At 33.2% G+C, this 15,814-nt stretch carries 15 protein-coding genes; 13 read left to right on the forward strand and 2 right to left on the reverse strand.

Annotation, left to right across the window (positions count from 1 at the left end; genetic code table 11):
• From RCJ96_RS14075 to RCJ96_RS14090, 4 genes are all read left to right on the forward strand, one after another.
• On the forward strand, positions 1–854 hold an 854-nt coding region (locus RCJ96_RS14075), incomplete at its 5' end, for an RNA-guided endonuclease TnpB family protein (protein WP_446699806.1).
• Positions 855–1,062: 208 nt separating this feature from the next.
• The gene (locus tag RCJ96_RS14080; RefSeq protein ID WP_416503826.1) at positions 1,063–1,656 is read left to right on the forward strand and encodes an SGNH/GDSL hydrolase family protein; all 594 of its coding nucleotides are present in this window, start codon (positions 1,063–1,065) and stop codon (positions 1,654–1,656) included.
• Between the two features lie 221 nt (positions 1,657–1,877).
• The gene (locus RCJ96_RS14085; protein WP_000438317.1) at positions 1,878–2,411 is read left to right on the forward strand and encodes an RNA polymerase sigma factor; all 534 of its coding nucleotides are present in this window, start codon (positions 1,878–1,880) and stop codon (positions 2,409–2,411) included.
• Positions 2,401–3,228: an anti-sigma factor gene (locus RCJ96_RS14090; RefSeq protein ID WP_074610992.1), complete on the forward strand. Its 828-nt coding sequence runs from the start codon at positions 2,401–2,403 to the stop codon at positions 3,226–3,228. Before RCJ96_RS14085 ends, RCJ96_RS14090 begins: the two co-directional genes overlap by 11 nt.
• Before the next feature lie 11 nt (positions 3,229–3,239).
• On the opposite strand, the gene RCJ96_RS14095 is transcribed toward RCJ96_RS14090, so the two are convergent.
• Positions 3,240–5,006, reverse strand: a complete 1,767-nt coding sequence (locus tag RCJ96_RS14095; RefSeq protein ID WP_416503827.1) for a peptidoglycan D,D-transpeptidase FtsI family protein — start codon at positions 5,004–5,006, stop codon at positions 3,240–3,242.
• 364 nt (positions 5,007–5,370) lie between these two features.
• Here RCJ96_RS14095 and RCJ96_RS14100 point away from each other — a divergent pair, with 364 nt between their 5' ends.
• The 7 genes from RCJ96_RS14100 (at position 5,371) to RCJ96_RS14130 (ending at position 12,822) form a co-directional block, all read left to right on the forward strand.
• Positions 5,371–7,503 (forward strand): peptidoglycan D,D-transpeptidase FtsI family protein, encoded by a 2,133-nt coding sequence (locus RCJ96_RS14100; protein WP_416503828.1) that lies wholly within the window; start codon positions 5,371–5,373, stop codon positions 7,501–7,503.
• Positions 7,504–7,733: 230 nt separating this feature from the next.
• Positions 7,734–8,660, forward strand: coding sequence for a class A beta-lactamase Bla1 (gene bla / locus RCJ96_RS14105; RefSeq protein ID WP_416503846.1), 927 nt, complete (start codon positions 7,734–7,736; stop codon positions 8,658–8,660).
• A 248-nt stretch (positions 8,661–8,908) separates the two neighbouring features.
• The gene (locus RCJ96_RS14110) at positions 8,909–9,751 is read left to right on the forward strand and encodes a metallophosphoesterase (RefSeq protein WP_074610376.1); all 843 of its coding nucleotides are present in this window, start codon (positions 8,909–8,911) and stop codon (positions 9,749–9,751) included.
• Positions 9,752–9,965: 214 nt separating this feature from the next.
• Positions 9,966–10,217 (forward strand): hypothetical protein, encoded by a 252-nt coding sequence (locus RCJ96_RS14115; protein WP_000548624.1) that lies wholly within the window; start codon positions 9,966–9,968, stop codon positions 10,215–10,217.
• A 185-nt stretch (positions 10,218–10,402) separates the two neighbouring features.
• A complete protein-coding gene (locus RCJ96_RS14120; RefSeq protein WP_074610374.1) occupies positions 10,403–11,128 on the forward strand; it encodes an ABC transporter ATP-binding protein in 726 nt (241 codons plus the stop codon).
• Positions 11,125–12,144, forward strand: a complete 1,020-nt coding sequence (locus RCJ96_RS14125) for an ABC transporter permease (protein WP_001266741.1) — start codon at positions 11,125–11,127, stop codon at positions 12,142–12,144. The genes RCJ96_RS14120 and RCJ96_RS14125 overlap by 4 nt, the downstream gene beginning before the upstream one ends.
• Positions 12,145–12,168: 24 nt before the next feature.
• Positions 12,169–12,822 carry a TetR/AcrR family transcriptional regulator gene (locus RCJ96_RS14130; protein WP_074610371.1) on the forward strand — a complete coding sequence of 218 codons (654 nt, stop codon included), beginning with the start codon at positions 12,169–12,171 and terminating at the stop codon, positions 12,820–12,822.
• 121 nt (positions 12,823–12,943) lie between these two features.
• Here the strand turns inward: RCJ96_RS14130 and RCJ96_RS14135 are convergent, their stop codons facing one another.
• Positions 12,944–13,243 (reverse strand): WGxxGxxG family protein, encoded by a 300-nt coding sequence (locus RCJ96_RS14135; protein ID WP_000728162.1) that lies wholly within the window; start codon positions 13,241–13,243, stop codon positions 12,944–12,946.
• Positions 13,244–13,475: 232 nt separating this feature from the next.
• Here RCJ96_RS14135 and RCJ96_RS14140 point away from each other — a divergent pair, with 232 nt between their 5' ends.
• Complete coding sequence (locus tag RCJ96_RS14140; RefSeq protein WP_416503829.1) at positions 13,476–14,444, forward strand: YbgA family protein; 969 nt, start codon at positions 13,476–13,478, stop codon at positions 14,442–14,444.
• A 216-nt stretch (positions 14,445–14,660) separates the two neighbouring features.
• A complete protein-coding gene (locus RCJ96_RS14145; protein ID WP_000397274.1) occupies positions 14,661–15,806 on the forward strand; it encodes an acyl-CoA dehydrogenase in 1,146 nt (381 codons plus the stop codon).
• Positions 15,807–15,814: the final 8 nt, after the last annotated feature.

The following is a 15,814-nucleotide window of genomic DNA, read 5'->3' on the forward strand; positions in this document are numbered from 1 at the left end:
AGGTGAAAAAAAGTAAATACAAAGTTATTCCGATTCTAAAGAGACCTGTTTGTGTATGGAACAATCAAAACTATTCGTTTGACTTCACGCACATTTCAGTTCCACTCATGGTAAATGGAAAATCAACTCGCTTAAAGATTCATGCTTTATTAACTGATAAATATAATCGCAATTTTAATTTGTTAACACACAAGTTAGGTACGCTTCGTATCACGAAGAAATCTAATAAGTGGATTGCTCAAATATCTGTCACGATTCCTACAAATGAAAAAACAGGAACGAAGATTTTAGGGGTAGATTTAGGTCTTAAAGTCCCTGCGGTAGCCATCACAGACAATGATAAAGTTCGTTTCTTCGGCAATGGTAGACAAAACAAATATATGAAACGTAAGTTTCGTAGTGTTCGTAAGAAGTTAGGTGAAAATAAGAAATTAAATGCCATTCGACAACTTGATGATAAAGAACAAAGATGGATGCAAGACCAAGACCACAAAGTAAGTCGTGAAATCATTGACTTTGCAACCGATAATAACATTTCTGTTATTCGTTTAGAACAACTAACGAATATTAGACAGACGGCAAGAACAAGCCGTAAAAACGAGAAAAATCTACACACTTGGTCATTCTATCGTTTAGCACAATTCATTGAATACAAAGCGAATTTAGTTGGTATTAAGGTAGAATATGTGAACCCTGCTTATACAAGTCAAACATGTCCGAAATGTTCTGAAAAGAACAAAGCATCAGACAGAAAATACAAGTGCCGATGTGGATTTGAGAAACATCGTGATATTGTTGGGGCGATGAATATTCGCTATGCAACTGTGATTGATGGTAACAGTCAATCAGCCTAAGATGCTATACGCACTGTCTTAGGAGGGGCAATGAGATGCCCTCATCTTGAAGTCTGTTCAAAACAGAAATGGACTGCGAACGTTTAGTCATTCAAGAATCCCACCCGTCAATCCGTAAGGATTAGGGCTTGCGACTTTAGTCGTGGGAGTCTCAAGTTCCGAGCTATTGTATAGTAGAGATATGGTTCATAATAAAGGGGGAATACATATGTGGAAGCGATTTGTAGCGATTGGTGATAGTTTTACAGAGGGGATAGGGGATGAAGTTGAGGGTATAGCATTAAAAAGCTGGGTAGATCATTTTGTTCAACTGTGTGTAAACGATATAGAATATGCCAATTTTGCAAAGCGTGGGTTAGTAACGCGAGAAATTCGCTCGCAACAATTGGAAAAGGCGTTAACTTTTAATCCAGATTTGGTTAGCCTCATTGCAGGTGCAAACAACGTATTAAAAGGACGTTGGAATCATTATGCATATAAGGAAGATATGAAATGTATGATAGATACATTAAGTAAAACAGGTGCTGATATTATGATAGCAAACCTTCCAGATTTTACAGTCAGACTTCCATTTTCTACAGAAAAAAAACAAGTGTTAAAAGAACAATTATTAGAGGCAAATGAAGTTATACTTTCATTGAGTAGAGAGCATCAGCTTCATCATATTGACTTTTGGAATCATCAGTTAGTTAATGACAATACGCTTTGGTCTAAGGATTTCATTCATCCAAACTCAAAAGGATATGTAAAAGTTGCTGAACTGATCTTTAGTAGTTTGCCTGTACATGATGCTTCTAAATAAGCTTTTGAATGAACTAATCCCTTGCGCAGGGGGCTTTTCATATTTTCTGTTGCAGAACCCTTAGTATAAGGGTTCTTTTTTGTATCAAAAATCTAAAAAAGATACAATTGGAGAACTCGAACTAAATGGAACAAATGAAACTTGTATCTTGTCTATATATTGAAACCATAATAAAAGTGAGGGTAGTTTTATGTTTATTCAAATAAGTTTGAGGTGTGGAAATGGAACAGACGTTTATTGAAAAGTGTAATCATGATGAGCTGGACGATGTTATAAAAGACTATTGGCAAGATGTATGGAATTATTCATTTATTATTACGAAAGATCCACACTTATCAGATGATATTACGCAAGATGTATTTATAAAGGTATTTAAAAATTGGAATTCATTTCGAAAGGAGTCATCTATTAAAACGTGGATATTAAAAATCACAAGAAATACGGCAATAAACTATTTGAAATCATCTTATTTTAAAAGAATATCTTTAATAGGTTTTTTTAGTGACGATAAGCAATCCCAGTCGGCAGAACAAGAATTTTTTAAGCAAGAAGAAATGAATGATGTGTGGAAAGTTGTATTAAAGCTACCTAAAAAGCACCGTGAAATAATCATATTGGATGCAAAATATGAATTATCTTATGAAGAAATGGCTGAAACGTTAGGAGTATCCATTGGAACTGTAAAATCTAGATTAAGTAGAGCAAGAAGTAAGGTTTCAAAATTAATAGGGGAGGGTAGTAGTGATGAAAAGTAAAAAAAATCCTGACTGGTATAGTAAATTAAAGAACGGACCAATGGAACACCGTAAAGATGAAGAAGAATACGTTTATAAAATAAAGCAATCTATATATGAAAGTAATGAGGGAGGTTCTCCAAAACATACAAGACTGTTTCGTAAAAAAGCATTGCCAATTGTAGTGGTTTTAGCTTGTACATTTTTATTTTTTATTGTTCAACAACCTTGGCTTGATGATAATAAATCACCAGTACAAAGTAGTACACAAATTAAGCCTAAAACAAAAGATGAGTCTGCTCAAGATCCATCACTAAAACAATTTATGAATGAACTATATCAAAGTACGAACTCAAAAAATGAAAATGAGCTGTACAAAGCGTTAAATGATGAAGTTCTTTTTAAAGGGAAGAGTTATAAGAAGGATGAATTGAAGTTTGATGAAGATATTTTTCATGAGTTGCAAGTCGCTCTTACAATGGGAGGAGAATTTGCAAATGATACAAAACAAGTATACAGAGTACCAAGTGGATTGACAGAAAGTAACCAACCAAAGCAAGCACACTTTATATATGCAACTGTTACTGGAAATAAAACGAAAATTTTAGCTGAACCAAAGCGAGAATCTCAAGTTTTATATGAAGTATCTAATGAAATGGTAAAAGCTTGGATTCCAGAAAAAGTGCAGAATGATGAATATATAAAAATATCGACAATTAACGGTAATACTGGATATGTACAAAAAGAGTACGTTTTAACTGACATTAAATACTCATTTATGTTTGAAAAGAATAATGAAGGTGAATGGAAAATAATAAATATAGATTCTATTTGGTAAAAAAGGAAGGTTCACTTTAATGAACCTTCCTTTTTGTTTTTATTCTCTTTTTGAAGAGTATTCCAGGACTCTAAAATTTCTGATGTAACGAGAGCAGCAATGTTTTTTTCTGAATTACTACCAGGAATAACGACAGAAACGGCAATCTGTGGATCTTCGGTAGGAGCATATGCAATGAATAGAGAATGATTGATCATTCTTGCTTGCTCATTCGGAAAACCTGTAATACCTGTTTTACCAGCGACGTCGAAGGGCAACTTTTTAATCTCCTCTATATTTTGACTCATTCCACCTTGTACGACACTCCAAAATTTCGTCGGGTAACGATTTGAACTTTCTAAAATTGGTTTAAACTTTTTTGTTTCTTTACCATCTTGACCAATAATAGCACTTGCCATTTGTGGTTTATATTTATCACCTTTACTTGCTAAAGTTGCTGCATATTGAGCGAGTTGAAGAGGAGTATGCACTTCATTTCCGCCCCACGAGGCATTTAATAAAGCGGAGATTCCATTTTCAAACTTATTAGAAGGATGGAATTCATACTGACCGTCTTCTTCAAAGGGTAAATCAATCCCGGTTTTAGAACGTAGGCCGAATTGCATTAAATAATCTGTCCATATATGTGCCACTTTTTCTATATTGCCATTATGTTGGTTAAATAATGGAAGAGCTACTTTTGCTGTCATAAATGTGTTAGATGAATTAATGATAGCCTGCCTCGGTGTAATCTCACCTGTTGGCGTTCCGGGTGCATTTGTAATGTTATTTTGATTATCATACTCAAAAGTACCGTTATCTAAATACGTATCTTCAGGTTGAAAAAGCTTTTCGTTTAATCCAATTAAAATAGTAAGTGGCTTTATAGTAGAAGCCATATTTACATAAGATTCACCATATTTTAATTTTTGAATTGCTTTATTTTGCGAAAGTGATTTTATGTTATTTATTTTAGTTGTTACATGTGTATGTAATATATTTGGATCAAAAACTGCTGAGTTGGCCATAGTTAAAATCGCGCCAGTTTTTGTATCGCTCACTACAGCATAACCAGCTTTAGCATCAGGTAATTTCTTAATTTGTGATTGTAATGCTTCCTCTGATTTTTGTTGCAATTTAGAATCTAAAGCTAGCCTGATATCCTTACCTTTTTGTACTTTTTGAATGTTCCATAAGAACTCTTTGTTATTCATTTTAAAAATAAGAGTTTTACCCGGTTTTCCTTTTAAATCACCTTCATATTGCAGCTCAATCCCACTTTTTCCAACCGGCATATGCTTTGAATTAAGGTTATTTTCTACATACCCAATTACCTGTGAACCAATTTCATGTTTAGGATAATATCGAATCCATTCATCTTTAATTATTACATTATTCGGTTTGTTTTTGTTTATGAATGCAAGTTCATTCTCAGCTATATCAGAGTATAACGGTATATCATGCATAGTCTGTTTTTTACAAGATTGTTGTAATTGAGATTTTATGCTCTCTGAAGAAATATCATGTTGAAACTTACTTGAAAAGTTATCGAAAAAAGCTAATGTGTTTGATGTATCTTGTTTCGATAGCTTTTCATCATTAGAAGTACAATATAGAGACTTAACTTTCTTATTTGTAGCCAGTATTACACCATTTTGATCAAAGATTTTTCCTCTTTCGGCTGAAGAAGTTGCGATAGTAATTGAAATGAAGTTGATTTTAAATAGAATTAGTAAAATCAAACCTACAATAGAAAGAACCGCAAAAAATCCCCATTTTTTTATTTTTGTATGTAACATAAAATCCTCCCTTTTGTAGCCTACTTCATCTTATAGTTAATTATTTTTTTTGTAAATGTGGAACAACTTTATTATTTAGATTGTCTATTAAGTACTACAGCATGAAGAAAGGAATAATCAGTATGAAAAGTTACTAGTCAGCCTATGTGTAAATATATTATGAGTCACATTGCAAGCGACAAAAAACAAGTGAGAAAAAAGGAAGGGAGATGTATTAATTACGCGGCTATACAAAAAGGAATTAATACTTACAAAGATTTAGAAAAAAAGATAAGACACTATTTATAACCGAATAATGGTTTCAAATATATAGGGAACGTTTAAGTATTAGTGATAAGTTCCAGAAGAATTATATGGAGGATTTATGAAAGAACAAAAAGGAAAGAAGCAGAAGACATATATATCTATTCGATTAAATATAATGTTCCTTTGCATATTTTTACTATTCTCAGCTATTATTATGCAGCTAGGAAAAGTACAAATCGTTGAGGGAGAGGCTTATAAGAATCAAGTGGAAAACAGTCAAAATGCAACAACTAGCATTCCAGTTCCGCGTGGACAGATTTTAGATCGAGAAGGGAAAACGGTCGTTAATAATAAGTCTCTTCGTACAATTACGTATACAAAGGTGAAGGGGATTACGAGTGAAGATATTTTAAAAACAGCAAAAGACTTGGCGAAAGTACTTGAAATATCTGAACAAGATATTAATAAATTAACTGATATCGATAAAAAAGATTTTTGGATGCAGTTGAATACGAAACGTGCGGATACAAAGATTACTAAAAAAGATATAGAAAAGTTTAAAGAAAAGGGAATAGAGGGAAAAGAGTTAGATAAAAAAATAGAAGATTTAAGACGAAGTCGCGTTACAGAAGTAGAATTGGGTGAGTTAACAGAACAAGATTTAAAGGTGTTAGCTATTAAAAGTAAAATGAGTTCAGGTTATCAACTAACACCACAAATTATTAAAAAAGATGTAACAGATGAGGAGTATGCGCGGATAAGTGAAAATCTTGCGGATTTTCCAGGAGTAGATGCAACGGTTGATTGGGAACGTAATTATGTAAATGGTAATTTGTTTCGTTCCGTATTAGGTAATATTACGAGTAGTGAAGAAGGTCTGCCGAAAGAAAACTTAGATTCTTATTTGGTACGTGGATATAACCGTAATGATCGTGTCGGAAAAAGTTATATTGAACAACGATATGAAGATGTATTACATGGTACAAAAGAAGAAGTGAAAAACATAACTGATAAATCAGGAAACATTATAAATACAGAAGTAATCGCTAAAGGAAAAAGTGGAAAAAGTTTAACATTAACGATTGATATGGAATTACAAAAGAAAGTGGAAGAAAGTATAGAGAAAAACTTGAGAGCTTTTAAGAGTTCTGAGCCGCTACTCGATCGAGCTTTTGTCGTCATGACGAATCCAAATAACGGACAGATTTTATCTATGGCAGGCAAAAAGATTGTAGAAAAAGAAGGGAAAACAGAGATTGAGGATTTGGCATTAGGCAATATGACAACTTCGTATGAGCTAGGTTCTGCTGTAAAAGGTGCTACTTTATTAACTGGATATGAGACAGGAGCAATACATCCAGGAGATCAATTTTATGATGCACCGATGAAATTTAAAGGTACACAAGCTAAGAAATCGTGGAATGTATCTGGATTTGGTAATATTAATGATTTACGAGCTTTACAAGTATCTTCGAATGTATACATGTTCCAGACAGCTTTAAAAATTGCGGGAGTTAATTACGTACCAAATGGCTCATTGGATATTAAACAAGGAGCATTTGATACGATGCGCTATTATTTCAAGCAATTTGGTTTAGGCGTCCCAACAGGTATCGATTTACCAAATGAAATAATTGGACAAACTAGAAAAGTAGATAGTCAACCTGGGTTTTTACTAGACTTTTCCATCGGTCAGTATGATACGTATACGCCATTGCAATTAGCTCAATATATTTCAACGATTGCGAATGGTGGTTATAGAATGCAACCTCAAATTGTACAAGAAATACGAGAACAATCAATAAAAGACGAGGTTGGTAAAGTTATACGCTCTATAGAACCTGTCGTATTAAATCGAGTTGATATGAAGAAAGAACATATTGACCGGATAAAAGAAGGGTTTAGATGGGTATTCCAAGAAGGGGATGGAACTGGCGTAAAGTATTTCAAAAATGCGCCATATAAACCCGCTGGAAAGACAGGGACAGCCCAAACTGTATATGGCGGAGATGATCCAATTGGTAGAAATGCAAAAGGAGAACGTATGGAATGTTATAACTTAACGTTAGTCGGATATGCTCCATATGATAATCCAGAAGTAGCGTTTTCTGTAGTAGTCCCATGGCTTCATAATGACAAAAGTGGAATTAATTCTATAATCGGAAAGGAAGTTTTAGATGCATATTTTGATTTAAAACAGCAACGTATACATGGTGAGGGTGCTAGTACAGATAGTCCTAATCAAAATTAGTGAAATTTGATTACTTTTCTCAGGGGAAGAGACCCTATTTTATATAAAGCATTTATAAGTAAAAAGATGAGGTGTGAAATAAGGGGTAGCGTCGATCATAGTTGCTACTCTTTATTTTGTTAATAACACCGATATTAGTTATAAAGTTTTTTAAGATAATGGAACAAATTTATTTCGGTGATTGTCTATTATATGTAAGTAAAAAAAGTGTTAAGAACTTGAAAGGAATGATGATTTTGAAAAATAAGAGGATGCTAAAAATAGGAATATGCGTTGGTATATTAGGTATAAGTCTTACAGGTCTAGAAACTTTTAAAGGAGGAACATTGCAAGTTGAAGCGAAAGAAAAGACTGGACAAGTGAAACATAAAAATCAGGCGACACATAAAGAATTCTCTAAACTTGAGCAAAAATTTGATGCTCGATTAGGTGTATATGCGATTGATACTGGTTCAAATCAAACAATCTCTTATCGACCTAACGAAAGGTTTGCCTTTGCATCAACTTATAAGGCTTTAGCAGCAGGAGTATTACTACAGCAAAACTCTACTGAGAAATTAAATGAAGTTATTACTTATACGAAAGAAGACTTAGTGAATTATTCACCTGTTACAGAGAAATATGTAGATACTGGAATGACACTAGGAGAAATTGCGGAGGCTGCTGTTCGTTACAGTGATAATACTGCAGGGAATATTTTATTTAACAAAATAGGTGGACCGAAAGGATATGAAAAAGCGCTTAGACAGATGGGGGACCGGGTTACTATGTCTGATCGTTTTGAAACAGAATTAAACGAGGCTATTCCAGGAGATATTCGTGATACTAGTACAGCGAAAGCAATTGCTACGAATCTTAAAGCTTTTACGGTCGGAAATGCACTTCCTGCTGAAAAACGTAAGATACTTACAGAGTGGATGAAAGGAAATGCGACAGGAGACAAACTTATTCGTGCAGGCGTGCCAACTGACTGGGTAGTTGCAGATAAATCAGGTGCTGGAAGTTACGGGACACGAAATGATATTGCGATCGTTTGGCCACCAAATAGAGCACCTATTATCATCGCAATTTTATCTAGTAAAGATGAGAAAGAGGCTACCTATGATAATCAACTAATTAAAGAGGCGGCTGAAGTTGTAATCGATGCTATTAAATAATACTCTCTTAGTTATTTCAGTTCTTTACCATATGTTATTGGATGTATAAAATTAGAAAACGATTCTTTTTCGTATGAAAAGAATCGTTTTTGTGTTTTTATTATTAAGAGGATAAAGGTAAAATAAATATATATGACGTATCCGATGTGAAATTTCATGTACTGTACTATATTCAATAAAAATCAAAAATGTATCATATAATTCTGTTAACATAAAATAAGTGTTTTATGAAAATAAAAGGAGAGAATATGAAGAGAAATATTAATAGAATCATATTGTTTATTGGCATATTAGTAGCTTTTATTACTTTTTTATATTTACAGAACAATTTAATAGGTATAACTGAGGTTAAAATAACCTCTAGTAAAATACCCTCCTCTTTTAAAGGGTATAAAATTCTACAAATTTCAGACTTACACAATAAACAATTTGGCGATAAACAAGATGTGTTAATTCAAAAAATTGAAAGCATAGACCCAGATATTATTGCGATTACGGGTGATTTAATTGACAGTAAATCATACGATGCAGAAGTTAGTATGCAATTAATACGAGAAATTGTAAAGAAGTATCCTGTATATTTTGTGACAGGAAACCATGAACAATGGTCTGGAAAGTATAACCGTTTAGAAAAAGAGTTGAAGAAATATGATGTCAATGTTTTAAGGAATGAACATGTAAGCATTCGAAAGGGTGAGCAAGAAATAAACTTGCTAGGTATTGATGATCCAGAGTTTGGTACTGGAAACCGTGATGAAGGAAATATTATAATAGATGAAATTAAAAAAGCAAAAATTGAAATGCAGCCAGATAGATATAATGTATTATTATCCCACAGGCCTGAATTTATAAAGGAATATACGAATGAGAGGTTGGATTTGGTTTTATCGGGACATGCTCATGGAGGGCAAGTTAGATTGCCATTTATCGGTGGATTAGTTGCTCCAAATCAAGGTGTTTTACCTAAATATACAGCAGGTTTATATGTAGAACAAAATACATCAATGGTAGTGAGTAGAGGATTAGGAAATAGTATCATTCCGCAAAGAATTTTGAATAGGCCAGAGATTGTAGTCGTGCAGCTAAATTAAGTTGTACGATTTTTTTATACAATAATGAGTAAAGGTGTTTTATGTATTTTGCAGGAGTTAACATTACAATTTTGTTAAAAATTTTCTACGTTACATAAAGTAACAAAATTTGACCCTGATTGTTTGTTATAGTGTAAATAATCAAAAAACTTAAAATTTGTCGAGTGAAAATTGTGATAAGTAATTCATGTAAAAAACTTAAAGGGGTGTACACATGCATAAAGAATACGAAATTGAAGAGTATACGGCGATTGAGGAACAAATACATTATTATTGTAAATGTTTATTAGTAACTCATCCTGATCAAATTATAAAGTATTTAGAAAAAAGATTAGAAAAATATGCAGAAACATTACAATATGCACATTTATATCCCGACACAGTTATATTACCGTTACAGCAATTAGTTATCGAATATTCTTTAGATGTTGCTAGAATTAGAAAGTATATGAATTTAAAAACGTAAAGTAAAATTTATAGTTTAAATGAAACAGAGTCGACTTTAGGAAATGAAATTCTAATGTCGACTCTGTTTCATTGTTTAATATCGTCGAGTGAAAATACATACTAATCAATGAAGTTTGACATATAATTACGCAAGAGTAAAATAAAAGTGAGTACTCACTCATTTTAGAGAAGGGGGAAGAATATGTGAAGCAACCTGCCATTATTTTACGGACTGTATCAAAAAGTTTTGGGAAAAAAGAAGTTTTACACAATCTTTCATTACAAGTTGAAAAAGCAGAGATATTTGGTTTAGTTGGGCCTTCAGGTTCAGGGAAAACGACTCTTATTAAATTGATTGCGGGTATTAATGAGGCAACGGAAGGTGAAGTGATTGTTAATCATACTAATATGCCTAATTTAAATGAAATGAAAAGAATTGGTTATATGGCTCAGGCTGATGCATTATACGAAGAATTATCAGCATATGAAAATGCAGATTTTATGGCAACGATGTATGGATTAAAGGGAAAGCATAAAAAAGAAAGAATTGAAGAGGTTTTTGATCTCGTACAATTATCACAACATATGAAAAAGCAAGTGCAGCATTTTTCAGGCGGGATGAAGAAGCGTTTATCATTAGCAATAGCACTCCTTCATGAACCAGAAATATTAATTTTAGATGAGCCAACAGTGGGGATAGATCCGCTTCTTAGAAAAACGATTTGGGAAAAATTTTATGATTTGAAAAAGAAAGGCACTACCATTATTGTAACAACACACATTATGGACGAAGCTGAATTTTGTGAACGCCTAGGGTTAATTAGAGAAGGAAAGCTAGTTGCGAATGGAACACCTGAAGAATTGAAAAAATGGGTATCATCAGGACGAATTGAAGATGTCTTTTTGCTGGAAGAGGTGACTCTATCATGAGAGTTACCGGTGTAATCATTCGTATTATTCGCCAATTTTTTCGAGATAAACGTTCGTTAGCGATGATGTTTGGGGCACCTATGTTATTACTTTGGTTATTGTCACTAGTGTTTACACAAAAAGACTATGTACCGCATATTGCTGTTGTTGATATGCCCGCTCAGTTAGTAAAAGTGATGAAAAATCAGGAAGCGTCAATTTATGAATATAATATAGAAAAGGCAATGTCTGAGCTGGAAAATCAAAAGGTAGATGCAGTCATTCGTTTAGAAAATGGAAAAATGAATATTGTATTAGAAGGTAGCGATTCGTCAAAAAATCGTGCTGTACTTCAAATATTACAAAAAAGTACAGAGAAGAACGATATATCGATTATGAAACCTGAAGTGAATTATTTACATGGCTCTAAAAACTTTACAATGTTTGATGGACTTGGTCCTGTATTAATCGGTTTCTTTACCTTTTTCTTTGTATTCATTTTATCAGGGGTGTCTTTCGTAAGAGAACGTTTAAGTGGTACTTTAGAAAGGTTATTATCAACTCCAATTAAAAGATGGGAAATAGTTGTAGGATATATTATTGGTTTTGGGATCTTTGCATTTATACAATCCATTATTATCGTAAGTTTTTCAGTTTACATTTTAGACTTGTATGTAGCTGGCTCCATATGGCTAACGCTACTTATTACATGTATGCTTTCTTTAACGGCATTAACTTTAGGGACGTTTTTATCGGCATACGCAAATAATGAATTTCAAATGATCCAGTTTATACCGCTTGTCATTGTGCCACAAATTTTCTTTTCTGGTTTGTTTCCAATTGAATCGATGAATAAGTGGCTTCAAATGTTAGGGAAATTATTTCCACTCACATATGGCGCTGACGCAATGAGACAGGTGATGATTCGAAATCAAGGATTTACAGAGATTGCATTAGATCTTACCGTATTATTACTTTTTTCAATATTATTTGCAGTAGGAAATGTATTTGCTTTAAAGAAACATCGCAAAATATAAAAATGACAAAAAGGGGCTTTATAAATGCAGAAAGATTGGTTGGAGGAATTAATAGCTGCAACTAACACAGATAAACGAAATGAACGTCAAATGCGTATATTAGAGGCGGCTGTTGATATGTTTGGAGAAAAAGGTTATGCTGCAACTTCAACAAGTGAAATTGCAAAACGGGCTGGTGTAGCGGAAGGAACAATCTTCCGCTACTATAAAACGAAAAAAGATTTATTATTAGCAGTCGTCATGCCGACATTAACAAAGTTTGCTGCACCATTTTTCGTACAAGCCTTCGCAAAGGAAATATTTAAATCGGAGTATGAATCGTATGAAGGGCTTCTAAGAGTTATTATTCATAATAGATTTGAATTTGCAAAAAAGCATTTTCCAATGATAAAAATATTAATTCAAGAAGTGCCATTTCAGCCAGAACTGAAAAATGAGATACAACAACTAGTAGAAACAGAGTTGCTTTCCCATTTTAAAAAGTTAATTGCAAAGTTTCAAGTAGAAGGGGAGATTATTGAGATGCCCCCATCTTCTGTTTTACGACTTACTTTATCAGCTGTATTAGGTTTATTATTAACACGGTTTTTATTATTGCCTGAAGAAAAATGGGATGATGAAACTGAAATTGAAAATACGATTCAGTTTATATTGTACGGATTAACGCCACGAAATTAATCGTCGAAGTATGAATTACATATGTTACATTTAAGTAAAATAATAAATCGCCTTTAAAAAGGCGATTTATATTTGTTATATTTTTGATAAATAAGTACTTGTTTACTAAAAACATTCTAAATTAACGTACTTCTTTGTCTCTTCTTCTAAGACCTAATAATCCTGCTAGTCCTAATAAACCGAGCCAAGCCCAATTATTATTTCTATCACGATTATCATTTAAATCATTTGTTGTATTTACATTTCGAGTTCTTACATCATTATTAACTCTGTCTAAGTTATTGTCATTCACTCGAGTTGAAATGTCAGTGTTATTAACTCTATTCATATTAGTTCCATCGTATTCAGCATGGGCAGATGTACCTAAAAACATAATAGAAAGTGCTAAAACACTTACAATAGATGATAATTTCTTCTTCATAACGATCCCTCCTTTCTTACGTGTTAATTTCTCCAGAGTATGTGTATATTATTCGTTTCACAGTATTTAAACCGTCATTATAGAGGGCGCATTTATAGAAAATAGAGTTGAATGATTGCTAATATATTATTGGCTATATATTTATCATAAAATTAAATGAATCAAACTTTGCTTAAAATGTTAATATTAGTACAATTTATATTATACGGACTAGCACTAAGGAGGTAATGAAATGCGACAATTTGCAAAACCTACAATCGTTGTAAGTAAATGTTTAGAGTTTGATGCTTGTCGTTATAATGGAGAGATGATTCCGGATGTAACAATACGAAATTTGCAGCCATTTGTTACATTTATACCTGTTTGTCCAGAAGTGGAGATTGGATTGGGGACTCCTCGTGAAACGATACGAATTGTAGAAGAAAACGGTTTGAATAGACTTGTGCAACCGTCGACACGAGAAGATGTAACTGAAAAAATGGAGCAGTTTTCAAATGACTTTTTACAAACGTTATTGGATGTGGATGGTTTTATTTTAAAGAATCGTTCGCCAAGTTGTGGTACGCGTGATGTGAAAATTTATTCTAGTTTTGAAAAAGCGCCAGCAAAGGGAAAAGGATCTGGCTTATTTGGCGGAGCAGTAGTAAAAAAATTTTCGCATCTTCCAATTGAAGAAGAAGGCAGATTGTCGAATTTTATTATTAGAGAGCATTTCTTTACAAGGTTATTTACAATCGCATATTACAAGATGATTAAACGTAATAAAAATATGAAAGACCTCGTATCGTTTCAGTCGGATAATAAATATTTATTTATGGCATATAATCAGGTGAAACAAAAGGAATTAGGGCGTATTATTGCAAATCAAAAAAATGAAACGATCGAAGTTGTATTTGAAAACTATGAGAAGACTTTATATGAATTATTTATGCGCACACCCCGCTATACATCAAATGTAAATGTATGTGAGCATATTTTTGGATACTTTAAAACAAAGCTGAAAAAACAAGAAAAAGATCATTTTTTAAATTTAATACAAAAGTATATAGAAAAGAAAATTCCGCTTAGTAGCTTACTTGCAATTTTAAAATCATGGGCTCTTCGATTTGATGAAAAGTATTTATTAAGACAAACATATTTCGAACCATATCCTGAAGCTTTAGTAGAGATTTCAGATTCAGGTAAAGGTAGAGATTATTAAACATAAAATTACATAATTCGACAAGGAAACTCCTATGTTGTTGTAGAACAATGTAGGAATTTTTTTGTGCATTAGTACAGAATCTGTTTTAAAATTAAATTATGACAGAATTATAACAATTATCTAACTAATGTTCTTGTCTTTTCATTCGTAATGTTTGTAGTAGAAACTCGCACGCTGTCGAAACTCAATATTCGATAAGGGGTGTGTAGCGGAATGGAATTTACTCTAACTCGCGAAAAACAAATGATTAAAGAAATGGTACGTGACTTTGCTGAAAAGGAAATCGCACCGAAAGCTGTGTATTATGACAAAACTGCAGAGTTTCCATATGAAACATTTCAAAAAATGGGCGAACTAGGATTATTAGGCATCCCATTCCCAGAAGAGTATGGAGGTTCAGGTGGCGATACAGTATCGTACGCGTTAGCAGTTGAAGAAATTGGTCGTGCTTGTGGTGGGACAGGATTAAGTTACGCTGCAACAATTTCATTAGGTGCTTCTCCAATTTATTATTTCGGTACAGAAGAACAAAAACAGAAATATTTAGTTCCAATGGCATCAGGCAAAACTTTAGGTGCTTTCGGATTAACTGAGCCGAATGCTGGATCTGATGCAGGTGGCACACAAACGAAAGCTATATTAGACGGAGACGAGTATGTTATTAGTGGTGAGAAGTGTTGGATTACAAATGCAGAGTATGCAAATACAATTATTGTAACCGCTGTCAACGGTGTTGAAGAGAATGGTAGAAAACGTATTTCTGCATTTATCGTACCGACTACTAGTGAAGGGTTAACGATTTCAAGCCCTTACGATAAGATGGGCGTACGTGCTTCTAATACTTGTGAAATCGTACTTGATGGTGTACGTGTGCCGAAAGAAAATATACTTGGTGATGTAAATAAAGGGTTTAAACAATTCTTATATACACTTGATGGAGGACGTATTTCAATCGCAGCATTAGCTGTTGGTATTGCACAATCTGCATTTGAACGTGCACTGCAATATGCGAAAGAACGTCAACAATTTGGAAAATCAATTTCTAATTTCCAAGCGATTCAATTTAAATTAGCTGATATGGCAACTGAAGTAGAGCTAGCGCGTAATTTAGTACATAAAGCAGCTTGGTTAAAAGATAACGATAAACCTTTCGGTAAAGAAGCGGCTATGGCAAAACTTTTCGCATCTGAAGCAGCAAGCCGTATTGCAAATCAAGCAGTACAAATTCACGGTGGATACGGCTATATGCGTGAATATGAAGTAGAACGACATATTCGTGATGCAAAACTATTAGAAATTGGTGAAGGAACTTCTGAAATTCAACGTCTCGTAATTGCTAGACATTTAGGATGTAGATAAAAAGGAGG

This window comes from Bacillus sp. BSL6 (genome assembly GCF_052928345.1).

Bases quoted from the DNA above. Each gene is read 5' to 3' on its own strand.
- RCJ96_RS14080 (WP_416503826.1), top strand. From the start codon at position 1,063: ATGTGGAAGCGATTTGTAGCGATTGGTGATAGTTTTACAGAGGGGATA.
- RCJ96_RS14085 (WP_000438317.1), top strand. From the start codon at position 1,878: ATGGAACAGACGTTTATTGAAAAGTGTAATCATGATGAGCTGGACGAT.
- RCJ96_RS14090 (WP_074610992.1), top strand. From the start codon at position 2,401: ATGAAAAGTAAAAAAAATCCTGACTGGTATAGTAAATTAAAGAACGGA.
- RCJ96_RS14095 (WP_416503827.1), bottom strand. From the start codon at position 5,006: ATGTTACATACAAAAATAAAAAAATGGGGATTTTTTGCGGTTCTTTCT.
- RCJ96_RS14100 (WP_416503828.1), top strand. From the start codon at position 5,371: ATGAAAGAACAAAAAGGAAAGAAGCAGAAGACATATATATCTATTCGA.
- bla (WP_416503846.1), top strand. From the start codon at position 7,734: ATGATTTTGAAAAATAAGAGGATGCTAAAAATAGGAATATGCGTTGGT.
- RCJ96_RS14110 (WP_074610376.1), top strand. From the start codon at position 8,909: ATGAAGAGAAATATTAATAGAATCATATTGTTTATTGGCATATTAGTA.
- RCJ96_RS14115 (WP_000548624.1), top strand. From the start codon at position 9,966: ATGCATAAAGAATACGAAATTGAAGAGTATACGGCGATTGAGGAACAA.
- RCJ96_RS14125 (WP_001266741.1), top strand. From the start codon at position 11,125: ATGAGAGTTACCGGTGTAATCATTCGTATTATTCGCCAATTTTTTCGA.
- RCJ96_RS14130 (WP_074610371.1), top strand. From the start codon at position 12,169: ATGCAGAAAGATTGGTTGGAGGAATTAATAGCTGCAACTAACACAGAT.
- RCJ96_RS14135 (WP_000728162.1), bottom strand. From the start codon at position 13,243: ATGAAGAAGAAATTATCATCTATTGTAAGTGTTTTAGCACTTTCTATT.
- RCJ96_RS14140 (WP_416503829.1), top strand. From the start codon at position 13,476: ATGCGACAATTTGCAAAACCTACAATCGTTGTAAGTAAATGTTTAGAG.
- RCJ96_RS14145 (WP_000397274.1), top strand. From the start codon at position 14,661: ATGGAATTTACTCTAACTCGCGAAAAACAAATGATTAAAGAAATGGTA.